The organism is Methylopila sp. 73B, from assembly GCF_000526315.1.
GTDB lineage: Bacteria > Pseudomonadota > Alphaproteobacteria > Rhizobiales > Methylopilaceae > Methylopila.
In genome coordinates this window covers 1,150,565-1,164,565 of the sequence record NZ_JAFV01000001.1, presented here as the reverse complement: position 1 = coordinate 1,164,565, position 14,001 = coordinate 1,150,565, and the positions used below count along the sequence as shown (strand labels likewise).

The following is a 14,001-nucleotide window of genomic DNA, read 5'->3' as shown; positions in this document are numbered from 1 at the left end:
GATCCGGCGCGCACAAGGGCGCTAGGCGCAGCGGCCGGCCCGTGTAGCATGACGACCGCAGCTATGGAAACGATCGCGGGCGGCATGGCGGGGGGGGCGGACCAGAGCAGACGGAGAGGCGCGCGGACGGCCGCGCTGCCGGGCTTCGGCGCGGTCTCCGGCGGCCGGTTCGCGGACGCCCTGGCGAGCGCGCGCGATTGGACGCTCGACCGCTTGGTCGAGGAGGCCGACGCGGGGCGTTTCGCGCTGTGGGCGCCGATCGCCTTCGGCGCCGGGGTGGTCGTCTACTTCACCGCGGCGCACGAGCCCGAGCTCTGGGCCGCAATCCTGCTCGCAGGCCTCGGCGCGGCGCTGGCGGTCGCCGCGCGGCGCCGCTTCGTCGCGCTCGGCCTTGCGCTCGCCTTCGCGTTCGGGGCGGCGGGCTTCCTCGCCGCCAAGCTCGCAACCGTCCGCGCCGAGGCGCCGGCTCTGACGCGCGCGTTTCGGGCGGACGCCGCCGGCCGGGTGATCGCGATCGAGCCGCGCGACCGCGGCCAGCGCCGGATCACGCTGGAGCTGGATCGGCTCGGGGCGCTCGGCTTAAACGAGCGGCCCCGCCGGGCGCGGGTGACGCTTGGCGCGGACCCGGTCCTGTCCGCTGGCGACCGCCTGACGCTGTCGGCGTTCTGGCGTCCGCCGCAAGGGCCGGTGCGGCCCGGCGGCTACGACTTCGCCCGGGCCGCCTTCTTCGAGGGCGTGGGCGCGACGGGGCAGCAGGCGAGGGACGTCCGCAATCTCGGACCCGCGGCGGACGCGGGCGCCGCCGAGCGGCTGTCCGCCCGGCTCGAACGGCTGCGGGAGCGCCTGACGTCGCGGATCTCGGCCACAGTCGGCGGCGACGAGGGCGCCGTCGCGGCGGCGCTCGTCACCGGCGTGCGCGGGCCGATCAGCGCGACCGTCGAGGACGAGATGCGCGCGGCCGGCCTCAGCCACATCCTATCGATCTCCGGGCTGCACATGGCGCTGGTCGCGGGCACCCTGTTCTGGCTGGTGCGCGCCGCCCTCGCGCTGTCGCAACGCGCGGCGCTCGCCTGGCCGGTGAAGAGCATAGCTGCGATCGTCGCGCTCGCGGGCGCCGCGTTCTACCTCGCGCTTTCCGGCGCGGAGGTGGCGACCCAGCGCTCCTTCCTGATGGTCGCGATCGTGTTCGTGGCCGTCGTTGTCGGCCGCCCGGCCGTCACCCCGCGCAACCTGGCGCTCGCCGCGCTGGGCGTCATGACGCTGACCCCCGAGGCCGTCCTGGGGCCAAGTTTCCAGATGTCGTTCGCGGCCGTCGCGGCGCTCGTCGCCTGGTTCGAGGCCCGGCCGCGCGATGAGCGTCCGCCGCCCGACGGCCGGGCGGCGCGCGCGCTCCGGTGGCTGAGGACCGCGGCGGCGCTCGCGCTCGTCACCACGCTGGTGGCGGGGCTCGCGACCGCGCCCTTCGCCGCCTACCACTTCCACCGGGTGACGCCCTACGCGCTGGCCGGCAACGCGCTCGCGACGCCGCTGATCAGCCTGATCGTCATGCCCTGCGTGGTCGGCGGCCTGCTGTTCGCGCCGCTCGGCCTCGACGGCCCCTGGTGGAGCCTGATGGGCTGGGGCCTCAGCGGCGTGCTGGCGATCGCCCGCGCGGTCGCCTCCTGGCCGGGCTCCGAGCGCGCGATCCCAGCCTTCGGCGCCCCGGCGCTCGCCCTGCTGTCGCTGGGGCTGGCCTGGCTCTGCGTGTGGCGAACCGCCCTCCGCTACGCAGCCGCGCCCGTAATTGCGGCGGGCCTCGCTTTGGCTGCGGCTCCTGGGCGACCGGACCTGGTGATCGACCGCGACGGCCGCGCCGCCGCGATCCGGGGCGCCGACGGGCGGCTGGCGCTGCTGGGCGCCCGCCCGACCACCTTCGCCGCGAAGGTCTGGCTCGCGGCCGACGGCGACATCGTCGACCGCGACGGCCGGCCACCGAGGTCGGCGACGCCGCGCTGCGACGCCTATGGCTGCGTCGGCCGGCTCGACGACGAACGCGACGTCGCGCTGGTCTGGGACGCGCGCGCTTTCGAGGAGGATTGCCGGCGGGCGGCGCTCGTCATCACCCGGCTTGAGGCGCCGCCTGCCTGCGCTAAGACGGCGGCCGTCATCGACCGCGCCGCGTTGCGCGCCACCGGCGCGCTGTCGCTCACGCGCGAGGGCGACGCATTCGTCGCGACCGCCGCGCGCGATCCCGCCGGACATAGGCCCTGGGAGGGAGCGGCGGCGACGGTCCGCCCGCCGCCGGACGTTCTGGCGCTGCGTTTCGAACCCCGTCGTCCGCCGCAATCGAGTGACATTACAAAGCCGGTCGACCCGACCGACCCGGCCGACGACGACTTGCCTTTGGACGACGATCAGTAGCGCCGGATCAGCCCGACGAGCCGCCCCTGGATCGCCACCCGGTCGGGGCCGAAAATACGCGTCTCGTAGGCCGGGTTCGCCGCTTCGAGGGCGATCGACGCGCCGCGCTTGCGCAGGCGCTTCAGCGTCGCCTCCTCGTCGTCGACGAGCGCGACAACGATGTCGCCGGTGTCCGCGACGGTCTGCTTGCGGATGAGGACAAGGTCCCCGTCGAGGATGCCGGCCTCGATCATCGAGTCGCCGCGCACCTCGAGCGCGAAGTGCTCGCCCGTGGACAGCATGTCGGGGGAGACCGCGATGGTGTGGCTCTTCGCCTGGATCGCCTCGATCGGCACGCCGGCGGCGATCCGGCCCATGACCGGGATCGCGACCATGCGGTTGTCGTCGTCGTCCGACTGCGGCGGGCGCACCCGCCCCAGATTGCCCTCGATGACGTTGGGAGCGAACCGGCCCGTGGGCCGCGAGACAGGGGGGGCCGCCGCCTCCGGCAGCTTCACCACCTCCAGCGCCCGCGCGCGGTTCGGCAGGCGCCGGATGAACCCGCGCTCCTCGAGCGCCATGATGAGGCGGTGAATGCCGGATTTCGACTTGAGATCCAGCGCGTCCTTCATCTCGTCGAAGGAGGGCGGCACGCCGGTCTCCTTCAGCCGCTCATGGATGAAGCGGAGCAGTTCGTACTGTTTGCGCGTCAGCATGGGCGGGCCCGCCAAGAATCAAAACAAATCATGAACAGATATCTACCTGTTCTAGATGTGTTCCGCAACTCTTAACGTTCCGTTCCCGCGCGGCTTAACAAGCCTTGGGCGCCGAGGCGCCGGGCGACGCGGGGGAGATCTCCCTGCAGGACCACCACCGGCCCCAGCGCAGCATGCGCAAACGTTCGTCGTATGTTCCATAAAGCTTTCCGGGCGGCCCCACTGGGACCGCCCGGGTTCTCGAAAGGTATTGTCCAGCTACGGACAGCCGAAGGCTCGTAGAGAGCGCGGATCTCTACGTCGTCGGCGTTCAGCTGCAGCCGCTCGTGCTTCCGCAGGTGTCGCACTTCAGGCAGGTGCCGTTGCGGACCATCGTGTAGTTGCCGCACTCTGAGCAGTTATCGCCTTCATAGCCTTTGACGCGAGCCTCCATGCGGCGGGTCTCGGCGGTCTTGGCGGCCGGGGCGGGCGCGGGGGCCTCCCAGGCGAGGTGGCCAAGGGCCTCCTCGGCCGCCGGCTGCGGCTCGCGCTTGAGGGCGGTCGCCCCTTGGACGGCGAGGCCCGCGGAGACGGGACGGGGCGTCCCGATCGTGGTCACGTTCGACGCGCCCTTCGGCTCAGGCGTCGGGCTGACGGACGGCACCGCCGACAGCTGACGACCGCGCAGCAGACCCTTCGACACCGGCGCGCTCGGGGCCTTGCCCTGCTCGACGCCGCCGCCGATCGCGTCCGGCGTGATGTCGGAGGGGTCGACGTGCGCGAGGTCGTAGCGCGAGAGGTAGGAGATCGCGAGCTCGCGGAACACGTAGTCGAGGATCGACGTCGCGTTCTTGATGGTGTCGTTGCCCTGCACGAAGCCGGCCGGCTCGAAGCGGGTGAAGGTGAAGGCCTCCACATACTCCTCCAGCGGAACGCCGTACTGGAGGCCGAGCGACACGGCGATGGCGAAGTTGTTCATCACCGAACGGAAGGCGGCGCCTTCCTTGTGCATGTCGATGAAGATCTCGCCGATGCGGCCGTCGTCGTACTCGCCGGTGCGCAGATACACCTTGTGCCCGCCGACGATCGCCTTCTGGGTGTAGCCCTTGCGGCGGGACGGCAGCTTCTCGCGGTCGCGGATCAGCTGGACGCGTTCGACGATCTTCTCGATCACCTGAGCGGTGCGGGCCGCGTTGGGCTGCGCGACCAGCGCGTCGACGGCGTCCTCTTCGTCGTTGTCGTCGGCGATCAGCTGGGACGAGAGCGGCTGCGAGAGCTTGGAGCCGTCGCGATACAGGGCGTTCGCCTTCAGCGCGAGCTTCCACGACAGCATGTAGGCCGCGGAGCAGTCCTCCACCGTCGCGTCGTTCGGCATGTTGATGGTCTTGGAGATCGCGCCCGAGATGAAGGGCTGCGCCGCCGCCATCATGCGGATGTGGCTGTCGACCGAAAGGAAGCGCTTGCCCGTCCGCCCGCAGGCGTTGGCGCAGTCGAACACGGGGTAGTGCTCAGGGCGCAGGTGGGGCGCGCCTTCGACGGTCATCGCGCCGCAGACGTGGGTGTTCGCGGCTTCAACCTCGGCCTTCGAGAAGCCGAGATAGGCCAGCAGGTCGAAGGAGGCGTCGTCGAGCTTTTCGGCGGGGACCTTGAGCTGGCCGGTGAGGAAGGCCTCGCCGAGGGTCCACTTGTTGAACACGAACTTGATGTCGAAGGCCGACTTCATCGCCGCTTCGAGCGTCTCGATCAGCGCGTCGGGGAAGCCCTTGGCGCGCAGCGAGCTGGGGTTGACGGCCGGGGCCTGGCGCATGGAGCCGTGGCCGACGGCGTAGGCCTCGATCTCGGCGATCTGGTGCTCGGCGTAGCCCAGCGTACGCAGGGCCTCGGGAACGGCGCGGTTGATGATCTTGAAGTAGCCGCCGCCGGCGAGCTTCTTGAACTTCACCAGCGCGAAGTCGGGCTCGATGCCGGTGGTGTCGCAATCCATCACCAGGCCGATCGTGCCGGTGGGGGCGATGACCGAGACCTGGGCGTTGCGGAAGCCGTTCTGTTCGCCGAGCGACAGCGCGCGGTCCCAGGCGGTTCGAGCCGCGGCCACGATCGACTGGTCCGGGCAAGAGCCGGCGTCGAGCGGCACAGGCAGGGTGGCGAGGCTCTCGTAGCCGGCGGACTCGCTGCGGGCGGCGCGGGCGTGGTTCCGGATGACGCGGAGCATGTGCTCGCGGTTCTCCGGGTAGCCCTCGAAGGCGCCGAGCTGGCCGGCCATCTCCGCCGAGGTGGCGTAGGCCGTGCCGGTCATCAGCGCGGAGAGCGCGCCGCAGAGGCCGCGGGCGGCGTCGGAATCGTAGCCGATCCCGGACGACATCAGCAGGCCGCCGATGTTGGCGTAGCCGAGGCCGAGCGTGCGGTAGCGCCAGCTGAGCGCCGCGATCTGACGCGACGGGAACTGCGCCATCAGCACCGAGATCTCAAGCACCACGGTCCAGAGCCGGCAGGCGTGGGCGTAGGCCTCGACGTCGAAGCTCTTATCGGCGCGGCGGAACTGCAGCAGGTTGAGCGAGGCGAGATTGCAGGCCGTGTCGTCGAGGAACATGTACTCCGAGCACGGATTCGAGGCCCGGATCGGCCCCGACGCCGGGCAGGTGTGCCAGTCGTTGACGGTGGTGTGGAACTGGATGCCGGGGTCGGCGCAGGCCCAGGCGGCGTAGGATACCTGGTCCCACAGCCCGCGGGCCTTCAGCGTCTTGGTGACCTTGCCGGTGGTGCGGCCGACGAGATTCCAATCGCCGTCGGTCTCGACCGAACGCAGGAAGTCGTCGGTGACGCGCACCGAGTTGTTGGAGTTCTGGCCGGCGACCGTGAGGTAGGCCTCGCCGTCCCAGTCGGTGGTGTAGGTGTCGAAGTCGACCTCGGTCACGCCCTGGGCCGCCTGCTGCAGCACGCGCTTGATCAGGTTGTCCGGCACCATCGCCTTGCGGGCGAGCTTCACCTCGCGCTTGAGCGCGGGGTTCTTCTCCGGGTTTGAGCAGTCGCCCTCGGGCCCCTCGCAATTCACGCAGGCCTTGAGGATCGCCGAGAGGTGCTTCTTGACGACCTTGGAGCCGGTGACGAGCGCGGCGACCTTCTGCTCCTCCTTCACCTTCCAGGAGACGTAGTTCTCGATGTCGGGGTGGTCGGCGTCGACCACGACCATCTTGGCCGCGCGGCGCGTGGTGCCGCCCGACTTGATGGCGCCGGCCGCGCGGTCGCCGATCTTGAGGAAGGACATCAGGCCCGACGAACGCCCGCCGCCCGAGAGCCGCTCGCCCTCGCCGCGGAGCTGGGAGAAGTTCGAGCCGGTGCCGGAGCCGTACTTGAACAGGCGCGCCTCGCGCACCCACAGGTCCATGATGCCGCCGTCGTTCACCAGATCGTCGGAGACGCCCTGGATGAAGCAGGCGTGCGGCTGCGGGCGCTCATAGGCGCTCTCGGAGGCGCGGACCTCGCCGGTGCGATGGTCGGCGTAGAAGTGGCCCTGGCTGGGTCCGTCGATGCCATAGGCCCAGTGCAGGCCGGTGTTGAACCACTGCGGGGAGTTCGGCGCGGCCTTCTGGGTCGCCAGCATGAAGGCGAGCTCGTCGAAGAAGGCGCGCGCGTCCTCTTCCGAGTCGAAATAGCCGTGGGTCCAGCCCCAGTAGGTCCAGGCGCCGGCGAGCCGGTCGAACACCTGGCGCGCGTCCTGCTCGCCGCTGGAGCGCTGGTCGGACGGCAACTGGTCGAGCGCGGCCTGGTCGGGAACCGATCGCCAGAGCCAGGAGGGAACGGTGTTCTCCTCGACCGGCTTCAGCTTCGCCGGGATGCCGGCCTTGCGGAAGTACTTCTGCGCGAGGATGTCAACGGCGACCTGGCTCCAGGCCTCGGGCACGTCGATGTCGGCGGCGCGGAACACGGTGGAGCCGTCCGGATTGCGGATCTCGCTCGTCGCCTTGCGGAACGGAATCGCCGCGTAAGGGGACTGGCCGGCGGTGGTGTAGCGACGTTCGATCCGCATGATCGTCCCCAGTCTAAAACATGAAGCGTTGAACGAAGGACACAGGTGTCCGATCAGGGAGCAAGCGCTACCCCATCGATCGGCAACTTTGTTTTTGACGCCTGTGGATGTCGGGCTCAGAGGCTAGATCGGCCTTGCCACTGTCGAATCCACATTCGCCCGATTCGGTTCCGGCGTCTGCGCCCTTCCGACAACTACATATGGTGATGAAAAGTGTCGGAAGCACTAATGATGGAATTTGCGTTGGAAAAAGAGAGGTCGTGCCGGAAGCGACATCCTCGAAGTTAGGTGTGGAAAATGCGGGCGGCTTCGAGGCCGCCCGCCAACCGTCAAAGCTCGACGATCACGCCACGCGTCATCGCTCTATCACCGCGTCGATAGCCCGCCTCCGGCCCATCAAACACCATACCAGCCCGACCTAGTGTGGCGGCGCGATCAAGTTCGAAGAGCTTCCACCCACGCCTATCGCCAGACGAACTCGCGCCATCGATTTGGAAAGCTCGCATAAGCAATTGGCCTCTACCGCCGTAGCCAACCGCGTGCGGTTCGATCAGTCGCATGCCAGGAGGATAGTCGAGATACACCATCGATCGTTCACGGATCGCATTGATTACCGTTTCGAGCATATGAACGCTCCCAATGAGCGCCGAGCTTGACCCTCTGGCATGAAGGCAACAATCTGCCTTCCGTCGACTGCCTGCCCCACGCTCGGCAAGGAGTTGTGGGTTTGGTCGTTGAAGGGCTGTCGGATCTGATCCATCCGGCAGCCCGCATTGGCGACCATTGAGCTGTGGAAAATCATGAATGGCTCTTGCGGGCCCGTCGAGTCCAAACCGGGGTTTTCCACGCCTGCTGACGCTACCCCTCGTACGGCACAGCCGGATTGACACAATATATGGTGTCCGTCAGATCTGAATCAAAGGCGCATCACGTCTCCTTCCGGCGGCCTTTCTGCTCAAAACCGCGCCTTCTAAAGCCGGTCCTGCGCGAGACCGAGCGCTGTGGACAATAGATGGGAAAGTCGCGTCGGCGCGCCGATTGCTGGACTTTCAAACGCCTCAAGACCATACCTTCCGCGCGCAGCCCGATGGCCCGAAGGAGACGTGTGCAATGTCCCTGATGAGCGTCCTCACCGACATCTTCACCTGGTGGAACGGCTCCACCATCGGCACGCGCGTGGCGCTGCGGGGAGGGGAGTTCGTCGGCGAGGACGAGGTCGGAAACCGGTACTACCGGCTGAAGAACGACCCGACCAAAAACGCCGCCTTCGGAACCGAGCGCCGCTGGGTGGTCTACGCGGGCTACGCTGACGCCTCCGCCATTCCGACCGGCTGGCACGGCTGGATGCATCACACCGTCGACACGCCGCCGACAAGCGAGAGCTACGCCGCCAAGGAGTGGCAGAAGCCGCACCGGTCCAACAAGACCGGCTCGGTCGAGGCCTACCGCCCCGCGGGTTCGACCCTGTCGGCCGATCGCCGCCGCCCGGCCGCGACCGGGGACTACGACGCCTGGTCCCCGGGCGCCTGATCGTCCGACTGCGCCGCCCCGACGGGGCCGCATTTGGCGGGCTTTGTCGCGACAGGCATCCGCCACGCCTCGCCCGCGGGAATCGCTTCGTGTCCTTCAGACGTCTTCTGACCGCCGCCGCCCTGTCCGTCGGCGCGCTCCATGGGGCTCCCGCGCAGGCCCAGAGCCCCGGCACCGCGCCGATCGGCCCTCAGCCGAAGGCGGCGAAACCCGAAATCGTCGCGCCGACCCCGCGCATCGACAACCCCGTGGCGGTGTTCAACGGGCTGGACAAGATCACCGGCCGCATCACCGAATTCGACGCGCCGATCGACAAGACGGTGGCCTTCGGCGAGCTCAAGGTCACGCCGCACGTGTGCTACACGCGGCCGCCGACCGAGGCGCCGAACACGACGTCGTATGTCGACGTGGTCGAGACGACGCTGGCCAACGAGCAGAAGAAGATTTTCTCGGGCTGGATGTTCGCCTCCAGCCCCGGGCTGTCCGGGGTCGAACACCCGATTTACGACGTGTGGCTGGTCGACTGCAAAGGCGGCGCCCGCCCGCAGGCGCCGCAGGGGCCGACGCTCGGCGAGTGAGCGGCGGCCCACGCCGCCGCCGTCAAACCCCGATCGCCGCGCTGACGCTCGTCGCGCCTTAGATGTCGCCGGGGACGTTGTCGCCGTAGGGCGGCCGCGGGATCTCGATGTGCGCGGTCCGCAGCGCCGCCGACCACCGCTCGCGAAGATCGAGGAAATACGGCTCCGTCGGCTCGATCCTGTAGTCCAGCTCGGGCGTCAGAGCATCCTTCCGCAGCACCAGAACGTCGATGGGCGGCCCGACGCCGAGGTTCGAACGCATGGTCGAATCCATCGAGATCAGGCCGATCTTGAGCGCGTCGTAGAGCTCGGTCTCGTACTTCACCGCCCGGTCAAGGATGGGCTTGCCGTACTTGTGCTCGCCGATCTGGAAATAGGGCGTGTCCGGCGTCACCTCGATGAAGTTGCCCGCGGCGTAGATCATGAAGAGGCGCAGGCGTCCGCCGGCGACCTGGCCGCCAAACAGCAACTGCACGTCGAAGCGCGCGGACATCTGCTCCAGGCTGGGGCCATCGGTGCGCCAGACCTCGCGCACGGCGCGACCCACGAGCTGGGCGGCCTTGAACATGGTCGGCTGATTCTCGAGCGTCTCGAGATCTCCAGTCTCCGGGTTCTCGAGCCCTTCCGCCAGAAGGCTCAGGACGGACTGGCTGATCGAGAGGTTCCCGGAGGTCGCGATCGCCAGCACGCGCCGGCCCTTCTCCGAGACGATCTTGAGTTTCCTGAAGACCGCGATGTTGTCGATGCCCGCGTTCGTGCGCGTGTCGGCGATCATGACGAGGCCGTCACGGACGAGAATGCCGACGCAATAGGTCATGATACGCTTGAGCCCCGACTGACGTGACGCGGGACGCTATCAAGAGACTCCCGCCAGCGCCAATGACTTGCGGCCCGATCCTGCATGGAAGCGGGGCAGGCGTGTCATTTGGGCGCCTGCGGCGGCGCTCAAATGGCGAGCGCGGGTCGGCGCGGACCCACGATCCGGAGCAGAAGCGCCGTCCCCAGGCTCCATGCGCCGTTCACGGCGAGCGCCACGAGAACGCCAGAGAGCGGGAACCCGCCGCCCACCGGCGCGCCCTTCAGCGGCTGCACCACGAACCATGCGACCAGGCTCGGGGCGATCGAGCCGAACAGCAGGGCGACGATCCAGTAGCTTGGAGATTTGGGAAACCGACGCAGGAGGAACGCCAGGGCGACGCCCCAGAGGCCGCCGAAGAAGCTTGCGGAGATCACCCGGGCGACGCCGAAAGGCGCGGTCGGCGCCAAGGACCAGGGCTGCGCCGCCGTCAGGCCGCCCGCGGCGAGAAGCGCGAGCAGGCCTTGATGGAACACCAGCACAGAAACGAACCCGGCCCCGAAGGCGGCCGCCAAACGATATCCAGTCATGCCAGATCCTTGATCGCGCGGCGCTGCGCCGCCTCATCGGGATCTAGCGCTGCGACTGCGTCTGCCCACCAATGGCGGGCGCATCAGGCGCGGGATCGGAGCGGACGTTTCGGCGGTAGTTGCGCGTGGCTTGGCAGTCGCTGACCACGGCCGAGATCTCGAGCGTCTCGCCGCCGCCGCCGTAATGAGTCCCCCGGACGGGGGCCGCGCCGAGATAATCGAGCGCGCTCGCAAGCCGGACGTGCCGGTCGGTGGTCGACACGCCGGTCGACGGGTCGAAACCCACCCAGCCGAGGCCGGGCACATGGGCCTCCACCCAGGCGTGGCCGCCGTCGCTCGCGGGCTCCGCCTCGTCGTCGCGCCGGTAGTAGCCGCTGACGTAGCGCGCGGGAATGCCGAGGTGGCGCGCGGCGACGAGAAAGACATGGGCCAGGTCGTGGCTCGCGCCGCGCTTCAGGCGGAAAGCTTCCGCAGCCGTCGTCATGCTGTCGCGCGGGCCGCGCTCGTAGCTCATGTCCTCGTGCAGCGCCGCCAGCAGCGTGTGGAGCTGCGCCAGCACGTCGCCGGGGCTCTCCGAGATGACGGCCTCGGCGTAGGCGCCGATGTCGAGATCGGGCGCCGTGAGGTCGGTGTTCCGGAGGTAGAGCGCGGGCGGGAAGCGCTCGACTGTCGAGCGCACCACCCCGGCGTTGTCCATCGTGTCCACTTCGCCCTCGACCAGAACGGTCAGGGTCTCGATCGGACCCTCGGCGGCGAACACATGCGTGAGGTTGCCGAAGGCGTCTTCCGACGACCGGAGCCGGCAGTTGCGGTCGACGTCGAGCCGCCACCGCACGACGTGCTGGCCTTCGTAGTTCCGCGGGGTCAGTCGAAGCGTCTGCACGACCGCGGTCGCGGGCGTCTCGAAGCCGTAGGTGATCTGATGGCGAATGCTCAGGCGCATGAACCGTCCGGTCCCATGTCGTCGAAATGAGGCGCGCGCGTCATACCAGATACTGCTCCGCGATCGCGGCGCCGAGGCGGTTGTTGTCCGCGATGAACTCGGTGATGAACTCGTGCAGCCCGCCCTGGAAGACCTGCTTGATCTCCGCGTTCTCGAGCTTGATCCGGGTCGAGCGGGCGATCCGCTGGGCGGGGCCCTGCCGTCCGTAGCCGCTCGCAAGATCGTCGAGGTGGCGCACAAGGTCGCCGTAGCAGGCGGCGAGCGATCGCGGCATCTGGTCGTTGAGGATCAGCAGGTCCGCGATCAGCCACGGCTTCAGGCTCTCGCGGTACACCCAATGATAGCTCGTGACCGCGGACACCGCCCGTAGGATGGCCGACCACTGGTAGTAGTCCAGCCCGCCGCCGACCTGCGTCTCCTTCGGCAGCAGCAGGTGGTACTTCACGTCCAGGATGCGCGCCGTGTTGTCCGCCCGCTCCAGCAGCATGCCGAGCCGCGAGAAGTCGTAGATGTCGTTGCGCAGCATCGTGCGGTGGCCGGAGCCGTCGAACCGGAGCCCGATTTCCTTGACCCAGCCGAGGAAGCGCGTGAGCTCTTCGCCCTCGAGCTTGCGGTCCTGCCGCCGACGGAGCTCGAGCCAGGCGCCGTTGATGGCCTCCCACATCTCCACGGTCAGCGCCGTGCGGACCGCGCGGGCGTTGTGCCGGGCGACCTCGAAGCAGCTGACGATCGAGGACGGGTTTTCCTTCTCGAACACGAGGTAGTCGATCACGGTCTCGGCCGTGGCGTCCTCGTATTTGGCGAAGAACCCGTCGTCGCAGCCCGCGGTGAAGACCGCGCTCTCCCACTCGTTGCTCGAGCCGGCGTAGGCCACGGGGAGCGACGCGAGGCGCTGGGTCGCCTCCAGGATGCGGGCGAGCGCTTCCGCGCGCTCGACGTAGCGCGACAGCCAGAACAGGTTGTCGGCGGTGCGGCTCAGCATACGGGCGGCGTCCTCGTTCGTCCTGCGGTCATGGGTTCGACGGCGGCGCTCATTCGTCCAGCACCCAAGTGTCCTTGGTGCCGCCGCCCTGGCTCGAGTTCACCACCAGCGACCCTTCGCGCATCGCCACGCGGGTGAGGCCGCCGGGCACGATCCGGACCCCGTCGGAGCCCGTCAGCACGAAGGGCCTGAGATCCACGTGCCGCGGCGCGACGCCGGAGTTCACGTAGGTGGGGCATGTCGAGAGCGCCAGCGTCGGCTGCGCGATGAACCCGGCCGGCGACGCGATGAGCTTGGCGCGGAACAGTTCGATCTGCTCCTTCGAGGCGTGCGGCCCGACAAGCATGCCGTAGCCGCCGGAGCCGTGGACCTCCTTCACCACCAGCTCGGGCAGGTGGTCGAGCACGTATTTCAGCGCTTCCGGCTCGCGGCAGCGGTAGGTCGGAACGTTCTTCAGGATCGGCTCGGAGCCGAGGTAGAATTTGATGATCTCCGGCATGTAGCTGTAGATCGCCTTGTCGTCGGCGACGCCCGTGCCGACCGCGTTGGTCAGCGTCACGTTGCCGGCGTGGTAGGCGGCCATCAGGCCCGGCACGCCGAGCACGCTGTCGGGCCGGAACACCAGCGGGTCCAGGAACTCGTCGTCGAGCCGGCGATAGATCACGTCGACGCGTTTCGGTCCCTCGGTCGTGCGCATGTAGACGACGTCGTCCCGCACGAAGAGATCCCGGCCCTCTACCAGCTCGATGCCGAGCTTGTCGGCCAGGAAGGAGTGCTCGTAGTAGGCCGAGTTGTAGACGCCCGGCGTCAGCAGCACGACGTTGGGATCGGCCGAGGACGACCGTGGCGCGAGCGACCGCAGCGTGGCCAGCAGTTCGTCGGAGTAGCGTTCCACCGGCGCCACGCGATGACGCGAGAACAGCTCCGGGAACAGGCGGATCATCACCTCCCGGTTCTCCAGCATGTAGGAGACGCCGGAGGGCGTGCGCGCGTTGTCCTCGAGGACGTAGAAGGTCTCGGAGTCCACCCGCACGATGTCGATGCCGGCGATGTGCACCCAGATGTCGTGCGGCGGCGTCTTTCCCGCCATCTCGGGGCGGAACGCCTCGTTCTGAAAGACGAGGTCCTCCGGAATGATGCCGGCCTTGAGGATTTCCCGGCGCCCGTAGATGTCCGAGATGAAGCGGTTCAGCGCGTCGACGCGCTGCTCCAGCCCGACGCTCAGGCGTCCCCACTCCTCGGCGGTGATGATCCGCGGAATGATGTCGAAAGGGATCAGGCGCTCCTGCGCCTGCTGGTCGCCGTAGACCGCGAAGGTGATGCCGATGCGCCGGAACAGAAGCTCCGCCTCTTCGACGCGGTAGTTCAGCAGATCGGCGGGGGCCGTCTTAAGCCATTCCGAAAGCTTGGCGTACGCCTGGCGGACGGAGCCGTCAGCCAGGGTCATTTCATCGAAAGGGGCGGTGCTCAAGCCTTGGCCT

At 68.6% G+C, this 14,001-nt stretch carries 11 protein-coding genes; 3 read left to right on the top strand and 8 right to left on the bottom strand.

Annotated features, from left to right (window positions below; genetic code table 11):
• The first annotated feature begins 48 nt into the window (after window positions 1–48).
• Window positions 49–2,400, top strand: a complete 2,352-nt coding sequence (locus K244_RS0105635; RefSeq protein WP_245259742.1) for a ComEC/Rec2 family competence protein — start codon at window positions 49–51, stop codon at window positions 2,398–2,400.
• Here K244_RS0105635 and lexA read toward each other — a convergent pair.
• The 3 genes from lexA to K244_RS23870 all read right to left on the bottom strand — a co-directional run bounded on the left by lexA (window position 2,394) and on the right by K244_RS23870 (window position 7,727).
• Window positions 2,394–3,095: a transcriptional repressor LexA gene (lexA, locus tag K244_RS0105630; RefSeq protein ID WP_020185275.1), complete on the bottom strand. Its 702-nt coding sequence runs from the start codon at window positions 3,093–3,095 to the stop codon at window positions 2,394–2,396. The genes K244_RS0105635 and lexA overlap by 7 nt on opposite strands.
• A 310-nt stretch (window positions 3,096–3,405) precedes the next feature.
• Window positions 3,406–7,101 carry a vitamin B12-dependent ribonucleotide reductase gene (locus K244_RS0105625; protein ID WP_020185274.1) on the bottom strand — a complete coding sequence of 1,232 codons (3,696 nt, stop codon included), beginning with the start codon at window positions 7,099–7,101 and terminating at the stop codon, window positions 3,406–3,408.
• Window positions 7,102–7,430: 329 nt separating this feature from the next.
• Window positions 7,431–7,727, bottom strand: a complete 297-nt coding sequence (locus tag K244_RS23870) for a hypothetical protein (protein WP_197027146.1) — start codon at window positions 7,725–7,727, stop codon at window positions 7,431–7,433.
• Window positions 7,728–8,211: 484 nt separating this feature from the next.
• Here K244_RS23870 and K244_RS0105620 point away from each other — a divergent pair, with 484 nt between their 5' ends.
• Both K244_RS0105620 and K244_RS24400 read left to right on the top strand, forming a co-directional pair.
• On the top strand, window positions 8,212–8,631 hold the full coding sequence (locus K244_RS0105620; protein ID WP_020185273.1) for an NADH:ubiquinone oxidoreductase subunit NDUFA12: 420 nt from the start codon (window positions 8,212–8,214) through the stop codon (window positions 8,629–8,631).
• An 89-nt stretch (window positions 8,632–8,720) separates the two neighbouring features.
• Window positions 8,721–9,209, top strand: a complete 489-nt coding sequence (locus K244_RS24400; RefSeq protein WP_020185272.1) for a DUF2155 domain-containing protein — start codon at window positions 8,721–8,723, stop codon at window positions 9,207–9,209.
• 58 nt (window positions 9,210–9,267) lie between these two features.
• On the opposite strand, the gene K244_RS0105605 is transcribed toward K244_RS24400, so the two are convergent.
• The 5 genes from K244_RS0105605 to K244_RS0105585 all read right to left on the bottom strand — a co-directional run bounded on the left by K244_RS0105605 (window position 9,268) and on the right by K244_RS0105585 (window position 13,967).
• Window positions 9,268–10,026, bottom strand: a complete 759-nt coding sequence (locus K244_RS0105605) for a hypothetical protein (protein ID WP_020185271.1) — start codon at window positions 10,024–10,026, stop codon at window positions 9,268–9,270.
• 128 nt (window positions 10,027–10,154) lie between these two features.
• On the bottom strand, window positions 10,155–10,595 hold the full coding sequence (locus tag K244_RS0105600; protein ID WP_036305506.1) for a hypothetical protein: 441 nt from the start codon (window positions 10,593–10,595) through the stop codon (window positions 10,155–10,157).
• Window positions 10,596–10,638: 43 nt separating this feature from the next.
• Window positions 10,639–11,538 carry a transglutaminase family protein gene (locus K244_RS0105595; protein ID WP_020185269.1) on the bottom strand — a complete coding sequence of 300 codons (900 nt, stop codon included), beginning with the start codon at window positions 11,536–11,538 and terminating at the stop codon, window positions 10,639–10,641.
• Window positions 11,539–11,578: 40 nt separating this feature from the next.
• A complete protein-coding gene (locus K244_RS0105590) occupies window positions 11,579–12,520 on the bottom strand; it encodes an alpha-E domain-containing protein (RefSeq protein WP_020185268.1) in 942 nt (313 codons plus the stop codon).
• Between the two features lie 49 nt (window positions 12,521–12,569).
• Complete coding sequence (locus K244_RS0105585) at window positions 12,570–13,967, bottom strand: circularly permuted type 2 ATP-grasp protein (protein WP_020185267.1); 1,398 nt, start codon at window positions 13,965–13,967, stop codon at window positions 12,570–12,572.
• Between the last annotated feature and the right edge of the window lie 34 nt (window positions 13,968–14,001).